Source organism: Pseudomonas palleroniana, assembly GCF_022836895.1.
Lineage (GTDB): Bacteria > Pseudomonadota > Gammaproteobacteria > Pseudomonadales > Pseudomonadaceae > Aquipseudomonas > Aquipseudomonas palleroniana.
This window is the reverse complement of sequence record NZ_CP092411.1, coordinates 4,684,121-4,701,387: the sequence shown is the minus strand read 5'-3', so window position 1 is coordinate 4,701,387 and position 17,267 is coordinate 4,684,121. Positions and strand designations below refer to the sequence as shown.

15 protein-coding genes, 2 tRNA genes and 1 rRNA gene are annotated in these 17,267 nt (G+C 59.3%); 9 read left to right on the top strand and 9 right to left on the bottom strand.

Translation table 11 applies throughout. The annotated features are described in order from the left end of the window. The first annotated feature begins 140 nt into the window (after window positions 1–140). Together leuC and leuD are read left to right on the top strand one after the other, a co-directional pair. Window positions 141–1,559 carry a 3-isopropylmalate dehydratase large subunit gene (gene leuC / locus MJP36_RS20900; protein WP_244383941.1) on the top strand — a complete coding sequence of 473 codons (1,419 nt, stop codon included), beginning with the start codon at window positions 141–143 and terminating at the stop codon, window positions 1,557–1,559. Further along, window positions 1,556–2,170, top strand: coding sequence for a 3-isopropylmalate dehydratase small subunit (leuD, locus tag MJP36_RS20895; RefSeq protein ID WP_060756985.1), 615 nt, complete (start codon window positions 1,556–1,558; stop codon window positions 2,168–2,170). Before leuC ends, leuD begins: the two co-directional genes overlap by 4 nt. Window positions 2,171–2,217: 47 nt before the next feature. On the opposite strand, the gene MJP36_RS20890 is transcribed toward leuD, so the two are convergent. From MJP36_RS20890 to soxR, 5 genes are all read right to left on the bottom strand, one after another. Continuing rightward, window positions 2,218–3,132 (bottom strand): LysR substrate-binding domain-containing protein, encoded by a 915-nt coding sequence (locus tag MJP36_RS20890; protein WP_244383940.1) that lies wholly within the window; start codon window positions 3,130–3,132, stop codon window positions 2,218–2,220. Window positions 3,133–3,174: 42 nt separating this feature from the next. Further along, window positions 3,175–4,479 carry a dicarboxylate/amino acid:cation symporter gene (locus tag MJP36_RS20885; protein ID WP_244383939.1) on the bottom strand — a complete coding sequence of 435 codons (1,305 nt, stop codon included), beginning with the start codon at window positions 4,477–4,479 and terminating at the stop codon, window positions 3,175–3,177. An 85-nt stretch (window positions 4,480–4,564) separates the two neighbouring features. Beyond that, the gene (locus MJP36_RS20880; protein WP_060756988.1) at window positions 4,565–5,440 is read right to left on the bottom strand and encodes an alpha/beta fold hydrolase; all 876 of its coding nucleotides are present in this window, start codon (window positions 5,438–5,440) and stop codon (window positions 4,565–4,567) included. Window positions 5,441–5,564: 124 nt separating this feature from the next. After that, on the bottom strand, window positions 5,565–6,026 hold the full coding sequence (locus MJP36_RS20875) for a VOC family protein (protein ID WP_205345431.1): 462 nt from the start codon (window positions 6,024–6,026) through the stop codon (window positions 5,565–5,567). 144 nt (window positions 6,027–6,170) lie between these two features. Then, window positions 6,171–6,614, bottom strand: a complete 444-nt coding sequence (soxR, locus tag MJP36_RS20870; RefSeq protein WP_060756990.1) for a redox-sensitive transcriptional activator SoxR — start codon at window positions 6,612–6,614, stop codon at window positions 6,171–6,173. 100 nt (window positions 6,615–6,714) lie between these two features. Between soxR and MJP36_RS20865 the strand changes: the two genes are divergently transcribed. After that, window positions 6,715–7,080: an antibiotic biosynthesis monooxygenase gene (locus MJP36_RS20865; protein WP_060756991.1), complete on the top strand. Its 366-nt coding sequence runs from the start codon at window positions 6,715–6,717 to the stop codon at window positions 7,078–7,080. Here MJP36_RS20865 and MJP36_RS20860 read toward each other — a convergent pair. Further along, window positions 7,069–8,172: a sigma-54 interaction domain-containing protein gene (locus MJP36_RS20860; RefSeq protein WP_060756992.1), complete on the bottom strand. Its 1,104-nt coding sequence runs from the start codon at window positions 8,170–8,172 to the stop codon at window positions 7,069–7,071. The genes MJP36_RS20865 and MJP36_RS20860 overlap by 12 nt on opposite strands. Before the next feature lie 11 nt (window positions 8,173–8,183). Next, window positions 8,184–9,371 (bottom strand): acyl-CoA dehydrogenase family protein, encoded by a 1,188-nt coding sequence (locus MJP36_RS20855; protein WP_244383938.1) that lies wholly within the window; start codon window positions 9,369–9,371, stop codon window positions 8,184–8,186. Between the two features lie 286 nt (window positions 9,372–9,657). Here MJP36_RS20855 and MJP36_RS20850 point away from each other — a divergent pair, with 286 nt between their 5' ends. The 3 genes from MJP36_RS20850 (at window position 9,658) to MJP36_RS20840 (ending at window position 13,166) form a co-directional block, all read left to right on the top strand. Then, on the top strand, window positions 9,658–9,927 hold the full coding sequence (locus MJP36_RS20850) for a hypothetical protein (RefSeq protein WP_060756994.1): 270 nt from the start codon (window positions 9,658–9,660) through the stop codon (window positions 9,925–9,927). A gap of 232 nt (window positions 9,928–10,159) precedes the next feature. After that, window positions 10,160–11,320 carry a cysteine desulfurase family protein gene (locus tag MJP36_RS20845; RefSeq protein WP_244383937.1) on the top strand — a complete coding sequence of 387 codons (1,161 nt, stop codon included), beginning with the start codon at window positions 10,160–10,162 and terminating at the stop codon, window positions 11,318–11,320. A gap of 37 nt (window positions 11,321–11,357) precedes the next feature. Further along, on the top strand, window positions 11,358–13,166 hold the full coding sequence (locus MJP36_RS20840) for an aminopeptidase P family protein (protein WP_104995980.1): 1,809 nt from the start codon (window positions 11,358–11,360) through the stop codon (window positions 13,164–13,166). Window positions 13,167–13,224: 58 nt separating this feature from the next. On the opposite strand, the gene MJP36_RS20835 is transcribed toward MJP36_RS20840, so the two are convergent. Then, window positions 13,225–13,506, bottom strand: coding sequence for a hypothetical protein (locus MJP36_RS20835; RefSeq protein ID WP_060756997.1), 282 nt, complete (start codon window positions 13,504–13,506; stop codon window positions 13,225–13,227). Between the two features lie 165 nt (window positions 13,507–13,671). Then, window positions 13,672–14,559 carry a threonine/homoserine exporter RhtA gene (gene rhtA, locus MJP36_RS20830; protein ID WP_244383936.1) on the bottom strand — a complete coding sequence of 296 codons (888 nt, stop codon included), beginning with the start codon at window positions 14,557–14,559 and terminating at the stop codon, window positions 13,672–13,674. Window positions 14,560–15,251: 692 nt separating this feature from the next. Between rhtA and MJP36_RS20825 the strand changes: the two genes are divergently transcribed. From MJP36_RS20825 to MJP36_RS20815, 3 genes are all read left to right on the top strand, one after another. Continuing rightward, window positions 15,252–16,788 (top strand): 16S ribosomal RNA (locus MJP36_RS20825). A gap of 82 nt (window positions 16,789–16,870) precedes the next feature. Beyond that, a tRNA-Ile gene (locus MJP36_RS20820) sits at window positions 16,871–16,947 on the top strand. Between the two features lie 30 nt (window positions 16,948–16,977). Then, window positions 16,978–17,053: transfer RNA gene (locus MJP36_RS20815), tRNA-Ala, on the top strand. Window positions 17,054–17,267 lie beyond the last annotated feature (214 nt).

The window sequence follows — 17,267 nt, the reverse complement described above, 5'->3', positions numbered from 1 at the left end:
ATGTTTCTGGTTCAAATCGCTTGTGTATTTCAAGGCCGAATCGAACACGAAACATGTTCCCAGCTATCACCCGGCTGCCATTGATGGCGCCGGGGCGCTGCGTAGGATGGGCGCACACCGTTGAGTGAGCCCCAGGAAAAATGACTGCCAGAACCCTCTACGACAAACACATCGATGCCCATACCGTGTGTGCCCTGGATGATCAGGGCCATGTCCTGCTGTATATCGACCGCCAGGTGATCAACGAATACACCAGCCCCCAGGCGTTCAGCGGCTTGCGCGAGGCCGGGCGCAACGTATGGCGCCCAGGCACGGCACTGGCAGTGGTCGACCATGTGAACCCGACCACGCCCCAGCGCATCGCGGCGATGCCGGATGCGGGCGGCGCCCGGCAAGTCTCTTACCTGGCGCAAAACTGCCGGGACTTCGGCATCGAGTTGCTGGATATCCTCGACAAGCGTCAGGGTATCGAACACGTCATTGCGCCGGAGCAGGGCTTCATCCTGCCGGGCATGGTGATTGCCGCCGGCGACAGCCACACCACCACCTATGGCGCGCTGGGCGCGTTCGGCTTCGGGATCGGCACCTCGGAAATCGAGCACCTGCTGGCCTCGCAGACGCTGGTTTATAAACGCCTGAAAAGCCTGCGCGTCACCGTCGATGGTGCGTTAGCCAGCGGCCTGACTTCCAAGGACGTGATCATGGCGCTGATCGGCCAGATCGGCGCATCCGGCGCTACCGGTTATGCCATCGAGTTCCGCGGCTCCACGATTGATGCCTTGAGCGTCGAAGCGCGCATGACCATCTGCAACATGGCGGTGGAGGCGGGGGCGCGTGGCGCGTTCATGGCGCCGGATGAAAAAGTCTTCGCCTATCTCAAAGACAAGCCTCGCGCGCCGAAGGGCGAATTATGGGAGCAGGCCCTGGTGAGCTGGCGCCAACTGCATTCGGACGCCGACGCGGTGTTTGATCAGGAAGTGCACTTGGATGCCGGCGCGCTGGAGCCCATGGTCACCTGGGGCACCAGCCCCGACCAGGCCGCGCCCATCGGTGCGCGCGTACCCGACCCGCAAGACGTCGACGACCCGATCCTGCGCCAGGACATGCACCGCGCCCTCAACTACATGGGCCTGCAAGCCGGTATGCCGTTGAGCGATATCGTGATCAGCCATGCGTTTATCGGCTCCTGCACCAACGCCCGTATTGAAGACCTGCGCGACGCTGCCAGCGTGGTGCGCGGTAAACATGTGGCCGCGCACGTGCGGGCGATGATCGTGCCTGGTTCTACCGAGGTCCGCGACCAGGCCGAGGCCGAAGGGCTGGCGGCGATCTTTATCGCGGCAGGTTTCGAGTGGCGTCAGTCGGGCTGCTCAATGTGCCTGGCCATGAATGACGACGTGCTGGCCCCCGGTGACCGCTGCGCCTCCAGCACCAACCGCAACTTCGAAGGCCGCCAGGGGGCCGGTGCACGCACCCATCTGATGAGCCCGGCGATGGTCGCCGCCGCCGCGATCACCGGCCGCCTTACCGATATACGTGACTTTGGAGACCGACTATGAGCCTGCAACCCTTTACCTTGGTTACCGGCAAGGCCGCGCCCATGCTGGCGGCCAATATCGACACGGATGTGATCATGCCCAAGCAGTTTCTCAAGGGCATTGACCGCAGCGGCCTGGACCGTGGGCTGTTTTTCGATTTGCGCTTTCTGGCGTCCGGCGAACCCAACCCCGCGTTTGTGCTCAACCAACCGGCCTGGCAGGGTGCGAGTTTCATGGTCGTAGGGCCGAACTTCGGTTGTGGCTCCAGCCGTGAGCACGCCGTATGGGGCCTCAAGCAGATGGGCATTCGTGCGCTCATCGGCAGCAGCTTTGCCGGGATTTTCTATGACAACTGCCAACGCAACGGGGTGTTGCTGATTACCCTGGAGGACGCGGTACTGCACAAGCTCGGGCAAACCGTCAGCCAGCCCGACCAGACGCAGATCAGCATCAACCTGCAGACCCAACAGATCGGCCTGGCGGACGGCCAGGTGATCCCGTTCCAGATCGACACCCTGCGCAAGAACGCGCTGCTACTAGGGCTGGATGCAATCGGCAGTACGTTGCAACGCAGTGATGAGATCCAGGCGTTCGAACGTCGGCACCTCGCGGCCAACCCCTGGCTCAGCTGACCGGTCGCAGTTCAAGTGGTGGAAGGGTTTACAGGGCTGGAGTAGGGCTAAATAGACAGCCCTTTGAAATGCTCCTGTAAAAACTCCACGCATGCCCTTAGCTTTCCGGAGTGCGCCAACCGTGTCGGGTACACCGCCCACACGTTGGCGCTTTGGGTGTAGCTGTGCAGCACCTGCACCAGCTTGCCTTGCTCCAGCAACGGCTTCACATCCCACATCGAGCGCAGCAGCACCCCGCGACCATCCAATGCCCACTGCATCACGATTTCGCCGTTGTTGGAGGACAGCGGCCCGCGTACGCGCACGCTTTCCTGGCTGCCGTCGCGCTCCAGGTTCCAGAGACCGAACGGGTTGTCGCGTTCCTTGAGGACCAGGCAGTCGTGTTGCTCCAGCTCACTCAAGTGTTGCGGCGTACCTCGGCGTTTCAAGTACGCGGGCGCGGCGCAGAGTATGCGGCGGTTGCTGACCAGCCGCCGGCCGATGTGCTGGCCGGGAATGTCATCGCCGACACGGATCTCCAGGTCGAAGCCTTCGCTGACGATATCCACCACGCGGTCGAACACGTCCAGGCGCACCTCCAGGTCAGGGTACTGCTCGGCTAGCAACGACAGGGCGGGGGCCACATGGTTGCGACCAAAGCCGAAACTGCTGCACAAGTGCAGGTGGCCTCTGGGGCTGTCATGGGCGTCCGAAAGCTCGTCGGACAGTTGCTGGAAGTCTTCGAGAATACGCACGGCCCAGCGTTGCACCCGCTCACCGTCCTCGGTCAGCGCGATGCGGCGGCTGGTGCGGTGCAGCAGGCGGGTGGCGAGGGTGGTCTCGAGGATCTGGATGCGCTTGCTGACATACGCCGGCGACAACCCCAGCTCATCGGTGGCGGCGGCAAAGCCGGCCTTGCGGATCACGGTCAGGAACACCCGCAGGTCTTCGGGTAGGGGCACGGTATCTTTCTTATGAGTCATCAGAAACAGACCTGGCGGCATGAGCCGCCAGAATAGCACCGCTTACTCAGCGGAGATTTTTGCCTGTGCCGCGGCCCGCGCATGGCGACCCTGCTTGAGGGCAATCGGCGCCATCTTCTCGCGATCCAGCTCACCTTCCCAGGCCGCCACCACCAAGGCGGCGACTGCGTTGCCGATGATATTGGTCAGCGAACGGCATTCGGCCATGAAGCGGTGGACGCCGAGGATCAGCACCATCGCCGCCACGGGGACGGTCGGCACCACCGCCAGGCTTGCCGCCAGTGCCACAAAGCCTGCGCCCACCACCGCACCTGCGCCCTTGGACGTCAGCATGGCGACCGCGAGCAGGGTCAACTGTTGTTCCAGCGGCAGGTGAATGTTGGTGGCCTGCGCCAGAAACAGCACGGCCAGGGTCATATAGATGTTGGTACCGTCCAGGTTGAAGGTGTAGCCGGTCGGCACCACGATACCCACCACGCCCTTGGACGCGCCAAGGCTTTCGAGCTTTTGGATCAGTTGCGGCAGTGCCGACTCCGAAGAGCTGGTCCCCAGCACGATCAGCAATTCCGACTTGATATAGCCCAACAGTTTGAAAATGCTGAACCCGGCATAGCGGGCGATGCTGCCCAGCACCACGGCCACGAAGAAAAACGCGGTGACATAGAACGTGCCCACCAGCTTCAGCAGGGGCAGCAGCGAACCCACGCCGTATTTGCCGATGGTAAAGGCAATCGCGCCGAAGGCACCGATAGGCGCGACGCGGCTGATGATCCCCACGATGCGGAAAAACACTTCGCTGGCCTGATTGATCACGCCAACCAGGGGCCGGGCCTTTTCGCCGACCATCACCAGGCCGATGCCGAACAGTACCGAAACGAACAGCACGGGCAGGATTTCCCCTTTGGAGAACGCGTCGAAGAACGTCGTGGGGATCACCTGCAGCAGAAAGCCGGTGATGCCTTCGCCATGTTCGGCCTGGCCGACAAACCCTGCGATCGCCGAGCTGTCGAGGGTCTTGACATCAATGTTGAAGCCCTCGCCTGGGTGCAACAGGTGCGCGGCCAGGATACCGATCAACAGGGCGACGGTGGATACGAGCTCGAAGTACAGCAACGCCTTGCCACCGACCCGGCCCACTTGCTTCACGTCGTGCATGCTAGTGATGCCACTGACCACGGTGCAGAAGATGATCGGGCCGATGATCATCTTGATCAGCTTGATAAACCCGTCGCCCAGCGGCTTGAGGTCGATACCGATCTGCGGCCGTAGATGGCCGATCAGCACGCCCAGCGCGATGGCGATGAGCACCTGCACATATAGGGTTCCCAGCAGTTTTCTGATTGTCATTGTTGTTATCTCGCGGGTCTTTTTTGAGGCAAGCAGACCCCGTCGCCGGCGTTTGCGCGCCGGCGCGGGGAAGCGGATCAGGGCTTCAGCGAAGGAAGGTCAGGACTTCGTCCAGTAACAATTCAGGCACTTCCTCGGCAAGGTAATGGCCGGCCGGCAGCGCCTTGCCGCGCACATCGGTGGCGACTTGCTGCCATTCCTTGAGTGGCTCGAAACAGCGGCCGACCGTGCCTTCGGCGCCCCACAGCACCAGCAACGGCAGGTTCAGCTGGTTGCCGGCGTCGATGTCGGCCTGGTCGTGCGCAAGGTCGATACCGGCAGAGGCGCGGTAGTCCTCGCAGATACCGGTGGCGCTGCCTGGCAGGCTCAGGCAGCGCAGGTATTCGGCGAAGGCTGCATCGGTGAAGGGTTTGAGCCCGGCGCTGCGGCTGCCCATCACACTGCGCAGGTACAGTTCGGGGTTGCTCTCGATCAGGGCCTCCGGCAGCGGCGCCGGGCGGATCAGGAAGAACCAGTGCCAGTAGGCACGGGCAAAGGCTTCATCGGTTTGTGCGTACATCGACAGGGTCGGCGCGATATCCAGCAGCACCATGCGCTGCACGCTCCGGGGATGGTCCAGCGCCAGGCGATGGGCGACGCGCGCGCCACGGTCGTGGGCCAGTACCGAAAAGGAGTCGAAGCCCAGGGCCCGCATCAGCTCGACGCTGTCCCGGGCCATTTCCCGTTTCGAATAGTTCGTGTGCAGCGCATTGGCCGGCGGTTTGCTGCTGTCACCATAACCGCGCAGGTCGGCGGCCACTACGGTGAAGTGCGCGGCCAGTTGTTCGGCGACTTTGTGCCAGATGACGTGGGTTTGCGGGTGCCCGTGCAGCAGGAGCAGGCCGGGACCGCTACCGCCTTTGCGGTAACTGATGCTGACGCCGTTGACGTGGCACTGGTCTTTTTGGAATCCGGCGAACATGGAATGACTCCTTGTGATGATTGCCTGCATCCTGGAATCACACGGCGCTCGGGGCAAGGAGGAAAGCGTGGAGGGGGTGTTCATGAAGTGTGATGCAGGAGCGAGCACGCTCGCTCCTGCAGGCTCAGCCTTGCTTGAACATCTCTATTGCGCGTTGGCGGATCTGCGCTTCGGTCAGGTCTTCTTTGTGGGTGGCCAGAAACCAGACATGCCCGAACGGGTCTCTCAGCGTGCCGGTACGGTCGCCATAAAACTGGTCTTTGGGGTCGGAGACGGCAATACCACCCGCGGCGATGGCTTGTTGGTACTGCGCGTCGACATCGGCCACATATAAATGCAGGCCGACGCTGGTGTGGCCGTCGCGAGGGCTGCCGAACGGACTTTCATCGCAAGGCGAGCCAAGCATGATGGGCGAGTCGCCTATGCGCAGTTCAGCATGGCCCACTCTGCCATCGGGCATATCCAGGCGCATGACTTGGGTGGCGTTGAATGCCTTCTTGTAAAACTCAATGGCTTCGGCGGCTTGTTCGACGCCCAAGTAGGGCGTGAGGCTGTGGAAACCCTCGGGAATCGGTTTAACGCTCATTTCGTTCTCCTTTGGTGGGGGGCAGGGAGGTACGACTTTTTCACTATAGGCCACGCCGACCGTGGCCTGCGAGCAACCGACGAGATGCTGGGCTGGCAGTGTGAGCGGGTGATTTGCCTGGGGTGCCGACTTGCTCGCTCTCGGCTAAGGGCTAGGCTCCAGCAATTGGGCGCCTGGGCCGCATTCACCGAGCTTGTCGCCCTGATTACGCAGCGGGCATGCCTCCAGCGACAGACACCCGCAGCCGATACAGCCGCTGAGTTTGTCCCGCAGCAACGTCAGCTTGTTGATGCGCTCATCCAGGTCTTCCCGCCACAGCGCCGACAAGCGTTGCCAATCCTGCGCCGTGGGCGTGCGGCCATCGGGCAGGGTTTGCAGGGCTTGGCCAATCGTCGCCAGCGGAATGCCCAGGCGTTGGGCGATCTTGATCACCACCACCCGCCGCAGCACATCCCGGGGGTAGCGCCGTTGGTTACCGGCATTGCGGTTGCTCTTGATCAGCCCCTTGCTCTCGTAGAAGTGCAAGGCCGTGACGGCCACACCACTGCGGGCGGCCAGCTGGCCGACGGTGAGTTCCTTGTTGAGCATGAAAATCTCCGAATTCGCGCTTGACCTTGACTTAACTAGAGGTTTTACCCTGCACGGCATCGAATCGCAAGATTCTGCTTACAAAGGAAGGGGAGTGTTCATGCAGGTATCAGAGAAAAATCGCAGCTTCACTCAGTTGATCGAGTTCCAGATCGAGCCCCAGCAACAATTTGCCTTGGTGGCGGCCTTGTCTACCCAGAGCGAGCGTCTGGCCCAGCGCCATGCCGGCTTTATCAATGCGAGTGTGCAAGTCAGTGACGATGGTCGGCGAGTGCTCAATTACCTGCAATGGCGCTCGCGTGAGGATGGCGAGGCGGCGTTCAAATGCTTCGAGCACGGCGAAGAAGATTTCTGGACGTTGATCCGCGCCCATCAGGCCACGGCGGTGACCTTCGGTTCGTTCCAGGTGCTGCGCAGCTTCGAGCGCAGCCATGACAACGCTTTGCACTGCCGTTTAAATGGATAAATGCAGCATCCGCTCGCCCTGCACGGTTTCCCCCGGGCGGCGTTTGTTCACTGCCAGTTCGCCGATCTTGATCAGGCGCGTGCGCGTGACATTGCGGCTCAGGCCCAGCAGGTTGGCGGTGTGCACCTGGTTGTAATGGCTGAAACGGTAGGCGGCGCGCAGCAGTGCGTCTTCGACCTTTTCATGCAGCGCGCCGGCCTGTTCCTCGAAGAGTTTTTGGAAGGCGCGCTCCAATAGCGCCTGGGCACTGTTGTCGGTGGCCTGCTGGCTATCGTCCTGGCGCTCGATGCGCAGGTTCGACAGGCGCAAATCGTCACGTTCGATCACGCCGTTACGGCAGATCAACAACGTGTGGTGTATGACGTTTTCCAGTTCGCGAATATTGCCCGGCCAGCTGTAGCTCTTGAGTTTGTGCTCGGCCTCGCGGCTGATGGTGATCGGGCCGTAGCCCAGGCGCTGGCTGTAGGTTTCGATGAAATGCCGGGTCAGCGCCAGGATATCGCCGGGGCGCTCGCGCAACGGGCTGAGTTCCAGACTGACCACATCGAGACGGTAGTAGAGATCTTCGCGGAAATGCCCGGCATTGATGGCCTTTTCCAGTTGCACATTGGTCGCGGCGAGCACGCGCACATCAATTGGAATGCTCTTGCGCGAGCCCAGGCGCACGACTTCGCGTTCTTGCAGGACGCGCAACAGCTTGACCTGGATCGCCATGGGCAAGTCGCCGATTTCATCGAGGAACAAGGTGCCGCCATCGGCCTCTTCGAACCAGCCGGCCTTGGCGCTGAGGGCGCCGGTAAACGCGCCTTTTTCATGGCCGAACAGTTCGGCTTCCACCAGGGATTCGGAGAACGCCCCGCAATTGACCGCCACGAACGGCCGGTTGCGCCGTGCACTGAGGTTATGGATATGCCGCGCCACCAGCTCTTTACCGGTGCCGGTCTCGCCGATGATCAATACGCTGGCTTCACTGGGAGCCACTTGCCTGATGTGATCGAGCAGCGCCTGGGATTTGGGGTCTTCGAAGACCTGGGCCGTGGCGCGGATCGAGGTCGCGAGGGCGGGTGAGGGCGGTAGGGTCAGAAGCTGCATGGGCACCTCTCTCAGGAATAGAACGTCGGAATCGGCAGGGACTGATTCAATGCCCAGTCCCCCAGTTCGTGGAGCTTGTAGTCCACCGGGTCGTGCAGGGATTGTGTGCGCAGGTTGCGCCAGTGGCGGTCCAGGCGCAGCGAGGCGTGGGTTGACCGCGCGCCGGTGACTTCGAAAAGGCGGCTGCACAGATCCAGGCCCTGGCGGGTGGCGGCGACCTTGGCGGTGGCAATCGCAATCGCCAATTGCCCGCGCTCGTGTTCGCTCAGATGGGGCCCCTTGGCCCAGGCTTGGTCGAGCAACCCGGCAGCACGCTCCACCAGCAGGCGTATACCTTCAAGAGCCACCCAGAAGTCGCCGTAGTGATGCAGCACGTAAGGATCCTGGCGCACGTCGTCGGCCGTGGATTTATGCCACGAGCGGGTTTCGGTGAGGGTGTAATGACGGGCTTCTGCAAAGGCACCTTCGGCAATGCCCAGGAACATATGGGTGAAGGTCAGCTGGGCGATCAACGGGCGCAGGCAGGCAAAGGGTGTGCTCAGTGGCCCAGGGTCGAGCAGCAACTCCGACTCTTCGACGCGCACCCGCTCGAAGCTCACGCTGCCGCTGTCGGTTTGGCGCTGGCCGATATTGTTCCAGTCATTATGCAAAGTGATGCCGCTGCGTCCGCTGGGGATGGCGGCAATCAGCAGCTTGCCTCCGGCGCTTTCATCCACCGCCGAGGCAATCAGCATTTCGGAGTCGCTGGCGCCGGAGCAGAAACTTTTCTTACCGGAGAATTCGCGCCAGCCGCCGAAATTCTTGACCAGCGTTCGGGTGTCCAAGGGGTTGAGGGCATTGCCCCAGAACCAGCTTTTGCGCGCGGTCTGTTCGAACCAGGGTTGCCATTGCTCGGGTCGGGCGAACAGGCGCACGGTGGCGAGCATTAAATGATGAAAGCCGAAGACATGGGCGATGGAACTGTCGACCTTGGCGAATTCGCGTACGACCTCCAGGGTTTCACTCCAGCGCGCGCCGAGGCCACCGTACTGGGTGGGAATGCTTAGCGCGAGCAAGCCGCTCTGACGCAAAGCGTCACGTTCGGTTTTGGGTGTACCACCGCGTTCGTCACGCTCAACGGCGGTGAGGGCGAATTCGGCGGCCAGCAACTGTGCGGTCTGCAAGGGGGAGGGCAGGACGCTGTGGGTGTTGGCTGTCACACGGTATTCCTCAAAATGAAACTGGGGGGGTCGTTAAACGGCTGTTGTTTGGGCAACAGTTGCGTGGCGAACAGTGTGGTGAAGCCGGGAGCCCTTTATAAAAGGTCTTTGTTATTCCGTAAATGAACGTATTTCCATATTTATAGATCTAAATAGAATATTTGGTGGGGCTATCGAAAGTGTCTGAATAGCTGATAGCGACTATCAAGGGCGGTGATTTTTAACCGTGCGAGGGCGGGAGTAGCCTGTGTTCATCGACTTGAAACCTCTTCCCAGGACCTTCGCCATGAACCGTTTTCTCGCTGTTTGCTTGTTGATTGTCAGCTCCGTGCTCGCCGGATGCGCAACCCACCCTTCGCCCGAGCTACGCCCCTACACCGCCGAAGAAACCAAGGAATTGGCCTTGGAAGCACTGAGCCGTCGCGGCCTGTCGTTTGACGAATATCAACAGCAACGGGCCGCGCTGACGGCTCAGCCACAGAAGCCCTTTGGCTTTGATCGCCAGGGCGAAATGAACGCCGAGCGCAGCGTGACGTTGCAAGGTCGTCCCAGTTGAGCCCGCGCTCAATGGCGAAAAGCCCGAGGTTCCCACAAGGAATCTCGGGCTTTTTGTTTTCCATGACGTCACTTGCGCCTGTTAAGCTGGATTTCAGGAGCGTTCCTACGCACATTTGCCTACAGTGATCTTCTTTCAATGGCATACGATCGGTTAAACCTGACGACCTCTGTTCCCATCGATGCCCCTGAGACGTTGTTCTCGGGAATACGCTCTGCGAGTCTTTAACGTCATGAAGAAACGTCCGTTGTATTTCGACTACGCCGCCACCACGCCGGTGGATGAGCGAGTCATCCAGGTGATGGTCGAGTGCCTGGGCTTCCATGCCAATTTCGGCAACCCGGCGTCCAGTTCCCATGCGTTCGGCCAGGCGGCCCGGCAAACGGTTGAACAGGCGCGTCGCCAAGTGGCCGATCTGGTCGGTGCCGGTCCTGAGCAGATCGTCTGGACTTCCGGCGCCACCGAATCCAACAACCTCGCGATCAAGGGCGTCGCCCAGGCACGCGGCGTGGCGGGTGGGCATATCATCACCAGCCAGATCGAGCACAAGGCCACGCTGGACACTGCGCGGCAGTTGCAGGAAGCCGGGGTGGCCGTGACCTACCTGGTGCCGGACGCCGAAGGCTTGATCAGCGCTGATGCAGTGAGTGAAGCGTTGCGCGAGGACACCTTCCTGGTATCGCTGATGCTGGTGAACAATGAGCTGGGCACCTTGAACGACATCCCTGCCATTGGCGCGCGCGTGCGTGAGCACGGCGCGCTGTTGCATGTGGATGCGGCGCAGGGGGCCGGCAAGGTCGCCATCGACCTGGCTGAATGGCCGGTAGACCTGATGTCGTTTTCGGCGCACAAGCTGTACGGCCCCAAGGGCATCGGCGCGCTGTATGTCGGCCCGCGTGCGCAGCAGAAAGTGTTGGCGCAGATTCACGGCGGTGGTCACGAGGGTGGCTTGCGCTCCGGCACCCTGGCGACCCACCAGATTGCGGGGATGGGGGCGGCGTTCGCCTTGGCTGCGCAGTCCTTTGTCGAAGAGAAAGCGATGATTGCCGCGTTGCGTCAGCGTCTGCTCGACCAATTGGAGCCGATTGCCGGCGTGCGCCTCAATGGCAGCCCGACGCAGCGCATTCCCCATACACTCAGCCTGACCTTTGCTGAAGGGGAGTTCAACTCGAGCGCATTGAGCGCAGGCATTGCCTTTTCGGCGACCTCGGCCTGCAATTCGGCCAGCAATGCGCCGTCTCACGTGCTTCTGGCCCTGGGCCATGATGCTCGCAGCGCCGCACGTACCATCCGCCTGAGCCTGGGTCGGTTCACCACCGAGCAGGATATCGATGCGGCCGTGCAACTGATCAAGGCAGCCCTGGCCAGTGCACCCGCGTTTTGGGCCGTTTGATTCACATAACAATTATGAGTGGTTAGCAGGAGACACAATGAGTACGCAGCCTTTGACCCATGGAACGGTTCCCCAGCGCCTGGCGCATACCCGCGAACTGATGAGCCGCGAGGGCATTCATGCCTTGCTGGTGCCGTCGGCTGACCCGCACCTGTCCGAATACTTGCCGGGTTACTGGCAAGGACGCCAATGGTTGTCCGGTTTCCATGGCTCTGTGGGAACGTTGATTGTCACGGCGGATTTTGCCGGGGTGTGGGCCGACAGCCGTTATTGGGAGCAAGCGACCAAGGAGCTCAAGGGCAGCGGCATTGAACTGGTGAAGTTGCAGCCAGGCCAACCCGGCCCATTGGAATGGCTGGCCGAGCAAACCCCGGAAGGCGGTGTGGTGGCGGTGGATGGCGCGGTCATGGCGGTGGCCTCGGCGCGTACCCTGAGCGCCAAGCTGGCAGAGCGTGGAGCGCGGCTGCGTACGGACATCGACCTTCTGAACGAGGTCTGGAAAGACCGTCCGGCACTGCCGAACCAGCCGGTCTACCCGCACCTGCCGCCGCAAGCCACCGTCAGCCGTGGCGAAAAACTCGCGGCACTTCGCGCCAGCTTGAAAGAGAAGGGCGCCGACTGGCATTTCATCGCCACCCTGGATGACATCGCCTGGTTGTTCAACCTGCGCGGCGGCGATGTGTCGTTCAACCCGGTGTTTGTATCCTTTGCCTTGATCAGCCAGGCGCAGGCCACATTGTTTGTGGCCCTGAACAAAGTGGATGACGAACTGCGCGCGGTATTGGCGCAGGATGGCGTGACGTTGCGTGACTACAGCGAAGTCGCACAAGCACTGCGTGACGTGCCAGCGGGGGCAAGCCTGCACATTGATCCGGCGCGCGTGACCGCCGGTTTGCTGGAGAACCTCGATGCCGGCGTCAAGCTGGTTGAGGGGCTGAACCCGACCACCTTGGCCAAGTCCCGCAAGAGCCTGGCCGACGCGGAGCATATCCGCCGGGCCATGGAACAGGATGGTGCGGCACTGTGCGAATTCTTCGCCTGGCTGGACAGTGCATTGGGTCGCGAACGTATTACCGAGCTGACCATTGACGAACACCTGACCGCTGCCCGTACCCGCCGTCCCGATTACGTATCGCTGAGTTTCAACACTATCGCGGCGTTCAACGCCAACGGTGCCATGCCCCATTACCACGCGACCGAAGAAGAGCATGCGGTGATTGAAGGTGACGGCCTGCTGCTGATCGATTCGGGCGGCCAGTATCTGGGTGGCACCACGGACATCACACGGATGGTGCCGATCGGTACGCCGAGTGACGAGCAGAAACGCGATTGCACGCGCGTGCTCAAGGGGGTGATCGCCTTGTCCCGGGCGCATTTCCCCAAGGGCATTCTGTCGCCACTGCTGGACGCCATCGCACGTGCGCCGATCTGGGCCGAAGGTGTGGACTACGGTCACGGCACAGGTCATGGCGTAGGGTATTTCCTGAATGTGCATGAAGGCCCGCAGGTGATCGCCTACCAAGCCGCCACTGCACCGCAAACGGCGATGCAGCCAGGCATGATTACTTCAATCGAACCGGGCACTTATCGCCCAGGTCGTTGGGGCGTGCGTATCGAGAATCTGGTGTTGAACCGTGAGGCGGGCAAGACGGAGTTTGGTGAGTTCCTCAAGTTTGAAACCCTGACCTTATGCCCGATCGACACCCGTTGCCTGATACCGTCGCTGCTGACGGCGGACGAGCGGGAGTGGTTCAACGCTTACCACGCCGAGGTGCGTGATCGCTTGAGCCCGCTGCTCAGTGGTGCCGCTTTGGAGTGGTTGCGGGTACGTACAGCTGCGATTTGATCGGTCGCAGCTCGGGGTGCAGGACTAAAGCGTCGGCGACTCTAGTCGCCGAACGGCGCTACTTGCAGATCACAATCATGCTACGGCTGGTATAACCGGCCGGGTTTATCCCGAAGGGGTAATCTCCTGGTTCCTCGGCGTTGTCACCGGATTTTGCGATGATCCGATAGCCCTTGGCGCCGCATGAATTGGTTGCACTGGTGTAGCACTGGTCCCAGGAGGAGGACAGGCCGGAACAGTTGATATGCAGCCCTTTTTTGCCCCGTTTCACTTCTGTCTTGGTGGTCGCGGCACAGCCAGCTATGCCCACGATCATTAACAGTATCAAAATTCGTTTCATTCCTATCCTTATAGCCGCTTCGCAAAAGGCTCGATGCAGGCTTTATTCGCTCTCGATTGTAGCGTTCAGGCTGTCCTTGTCGAAATTCTCCATAAGTGACATTTGTTTGCTGGCTAAACATGGCCTAAATGAGGGGTAATTGCCAGAGCTACCTTTTCATGCGGATCAATCGGCTGGCACCAAAGGTTTGGATTCGTTGCGCATTGTCAAAGTGGCGCCTACGGAAGCCAGAATGATGCAGGTGATTGCAAGCCATTGCGCCAGGGACAGATGTTCATGCAGGAAAAACAGGCCGGAAAGTGCACCGAAAGCGGGTTCGATGCTCATCAGAGTGCCGAAGGTGCGGGCGGGCAGGCGAGTGAGCGCGACCATTTCCAAGGTGTAGGGCAGAGCAGTGGATAGAATGGCGACACCGATGGCGACAGGAATCAACGCTGGCGTGAGTAACGCGGTGCCTGCATGGACAATGCCGATCGGTGCGACGAACAATGCGGCAATCATGACCCCGAGGGCTGCGGTCTGGACGCCATTGTCGTTACCCGCTTTCTGGCCAAACAGAATGTACAGCGCCCAGCAAATCCCGGCGCCGAGTGCGTAGGCTGCGCCGGTCAGGTCGATGCCGCTGCTGGCCTCATTCGTTGGGATCAATAAGAGAAGGCCGGTGATTGCAAGGCCGATCCATAGGAAGTCCACTGCTCGGCGGGATGCATAGATGGCGACGGCGAGTGGTCCGGTAAATTCCAGGGCCACTGCAATACCCAACGGGACCGTGCGCAAGGACATATAGAAGAGAAAGTTCATGCCGCCCAACGCCATCCCGTAGATGACGACAGTGCGCAGGGACTTGGCCGTCAGCTTGGCGCGCCATGGGCGTAGTAGAAGCAACATGATCACACTGGCGAAAATCAAGCGCAGGGTGGTGGTGCCTTGCGCGCCGACGATAGGGAACATGCTTTTTGCCAAGGAGGCACCGGACTGGATGGAAGCCATGGCGATCAACAGCAGGCCGACAGGAAACAATGTCGAGGCCAGGCTGCGGTGTGAGGTGGTCATTGGGGTACGTCCGGGTCTTGGTCGGTAGGCGGAAGGCGCTATGATGCTTAACTGTTTGTCGTTGGGCAATATATTGCTCAGTTTTGCGTGATGCTCTCACTTATATAGAGGAAATGGGGATTTCAAACTATTTGATAGTCAATTCAAATTAAGTGTTGACGGTGAATTATATCTGTCTATAATTCGCCCCACTTCCGGCGCAGTAGAAACTGAAAACTCCTTGGTAAACAAGAAGTTACGAAGATTCAGGCAGCGAATAGCTTCAGTTCATCGAAGCCCAGAAGGAGTTGATCGGGCGGTGTTATTTGGCTCTATCAACGGTTCGATCTTCTCGGTCGAAAGCGGAGAAAAAGAGGTGTTGACAGCAGCGTGTAACGCTGTAGAATTCGCCTCCCGCTAACGAGAGATCGGAAGCGCAAGTGGTTGAAGTTGTTGAAGAAATCTTCGAAAGCTTCTGAAAATAATCACTTGACAGCAAATGAGGCTGCTGTAGAATGCGCGCCTCGGTTGAGACGAAAGACTTAACCAACCGCTCTTTAACAACTGAATCAAGCAATTCGTGTGGGTGCTTGTGGAGTCAGACTGATAGTCAACAAGATTATCAGCATCACAAGTTACTCCGCGAGAAATCAAAGATGTAACCAACGATTGCTGAGCCAAGTTTAGGGTTTCTTAAAAACCCAAAGATGTTTGAACTGAAGAGTTTGATCATGGCTCAGATTGAACGCTGGCGGCAGGCCTAACACATGCAAGTCGAGCGGTAGAGAGAAGCTTGCTTCTCTTGAGAGCGGCGGACGGGTGAGTAATGCCTAGGAATCTGCCTGGTAGTGGGGGATAACGTCCGGAAACGGACGCTAATACCGCATACGTCCTACGGGAGAAAGCAGGGGACCTTCGGGCCTTGCGCTATCAGATGAGCCTAGGTCGGATTAGCTAGTTGGTGAGGTAATGGCTCACCAAGGCGACGATCCGTAACTGGTCTGAGAGGATGATCAGTCACACTGGAACTGAGACACGGTCCAGACTCCTACGGGAGGCAGCAGTGGGGAATATTGGACAATGGGCGAAAGCCTGATCCAGCCATGCCGCGTGTGTGAAGAAGGTCTTCGGATTGTAAAGCACTTTAAGTTGGGAGGAAGGGCAGTTGCCTAATACGTAACTGTTTTGACGTTACCGACAGAATAAGCACCGGCTAACTCTGTGCCAGCAGCCGCGGTAATACAGAGGGTGCAAGCGTTAATCGGAATTACTGGGCGTAAAGCGCGCGTAGGTGGTTTGTTAAGTTGGATGTGAAATCCCCGGGCTCAACCTGGGAACTGCATTCAAAACTGACTGACTAGAGTATGGTAGAGGGTGGTGGAATTTCCTGTGTAGCGGTGAAATGCGTAGATATAGGAAGGAACACCAGTGGCGAAGGCGACCACCTGGACTGATACTGACACTGAGGTGCGAAAGCGTGGGGAGCAAACAGGATTAGATACCCTGGTAGTCCACGCCGTAAACGATGTCAACTAGCCGTTGGAAGCCTTGAGCTTTTAGTGGCGCAGCTAACGCATTAAGTTGACCGCCTGGGGAGTACGGCCGCAAGGTTAAAACTCAAATGAATTGACGGGGGCCCGCACAAGCGGTGGAGCATGTGGTTTAATTCGAAGCAACGCGAAGAACCTTACCAGGCCTTGACATCCAATGAACTTTCCAGAGATGGATTGGTGCCTTCGGGAACATTGAGACAGGTGCTGCATGGCTGTCGTCAGCTCGTGTCGTGAGATGTTGGGTTAAGTCCCGTAACGAGCGCAACCCTTGTCCTTAGTTACCAGCACGTTATGGTGGGCACTCTAAGGAGACTGCCGGTGACAAACCGGAGGAAGGTGGGGATGACGTCAAGTCATCATGGCCCTTACGGCCTGGGCTACACACGTGCTACAATGGTCGGTACAAAGGGTTGCCAAGCCGCGAGGTGGAGCTAATCCCATAAAACCGATCGTAGTCCGGATCGCAGTCTGCAACTCGACTGCGTGAAGTCGGAATCGCTAGTAATCGCGAATCAGAATGTCGCGGTGAATACGTTCCCGGGCCTTGTACACACCGCCCGTCACACCATGGGAGTGGGTTGCACCAGAAGTAGCTAGTCTAACCTTCGGGAGGACGGTTACCACGGTGTGATTCATGACTGGGGTGAAGTCGTAACAAGGTAGCCGTAGGGGAACCTGCGGCTGGATCACCTCCTTAATCGACGACATCAGCTGCTCCATAAGCTCCCACACGAATTGCTTGATTCATTGAAGAAGACGATAAGAAGCAGCCCGAAATTGGGTCTGTAGCTCAGTTGGTTAGAGCGCACCCCTGATAAGGGTGAGGTCGGCAGTTCGAATCTGCCCAGACCCACCAATTTTGTGTGGGAAACGCCTGTAGAAATACGGGGCCATAGCTCAGCTGGGAGAGCGCCTGCCTTGCACGCAGGAGGTCAACGGTTCGATCCCGTTTGGCTCCACCACTACTGCTTCTGACGTTTAAAGCTTAGAAATGAGCATTCCATCAAGGTGATGGTGAATGTTGATTTCTAGTCTTTGATTAGATCGTTCTTTAAAAATTTGGGTATGTGATAGAAAGATAGACTGAACGTTACTTTCACTGGTAACGGATCAGGCTAAGGTAAAATTTGTGAGTTCTCTTAGTTGAGAAATTCGAATTTTCGGCGAATGTCGTCT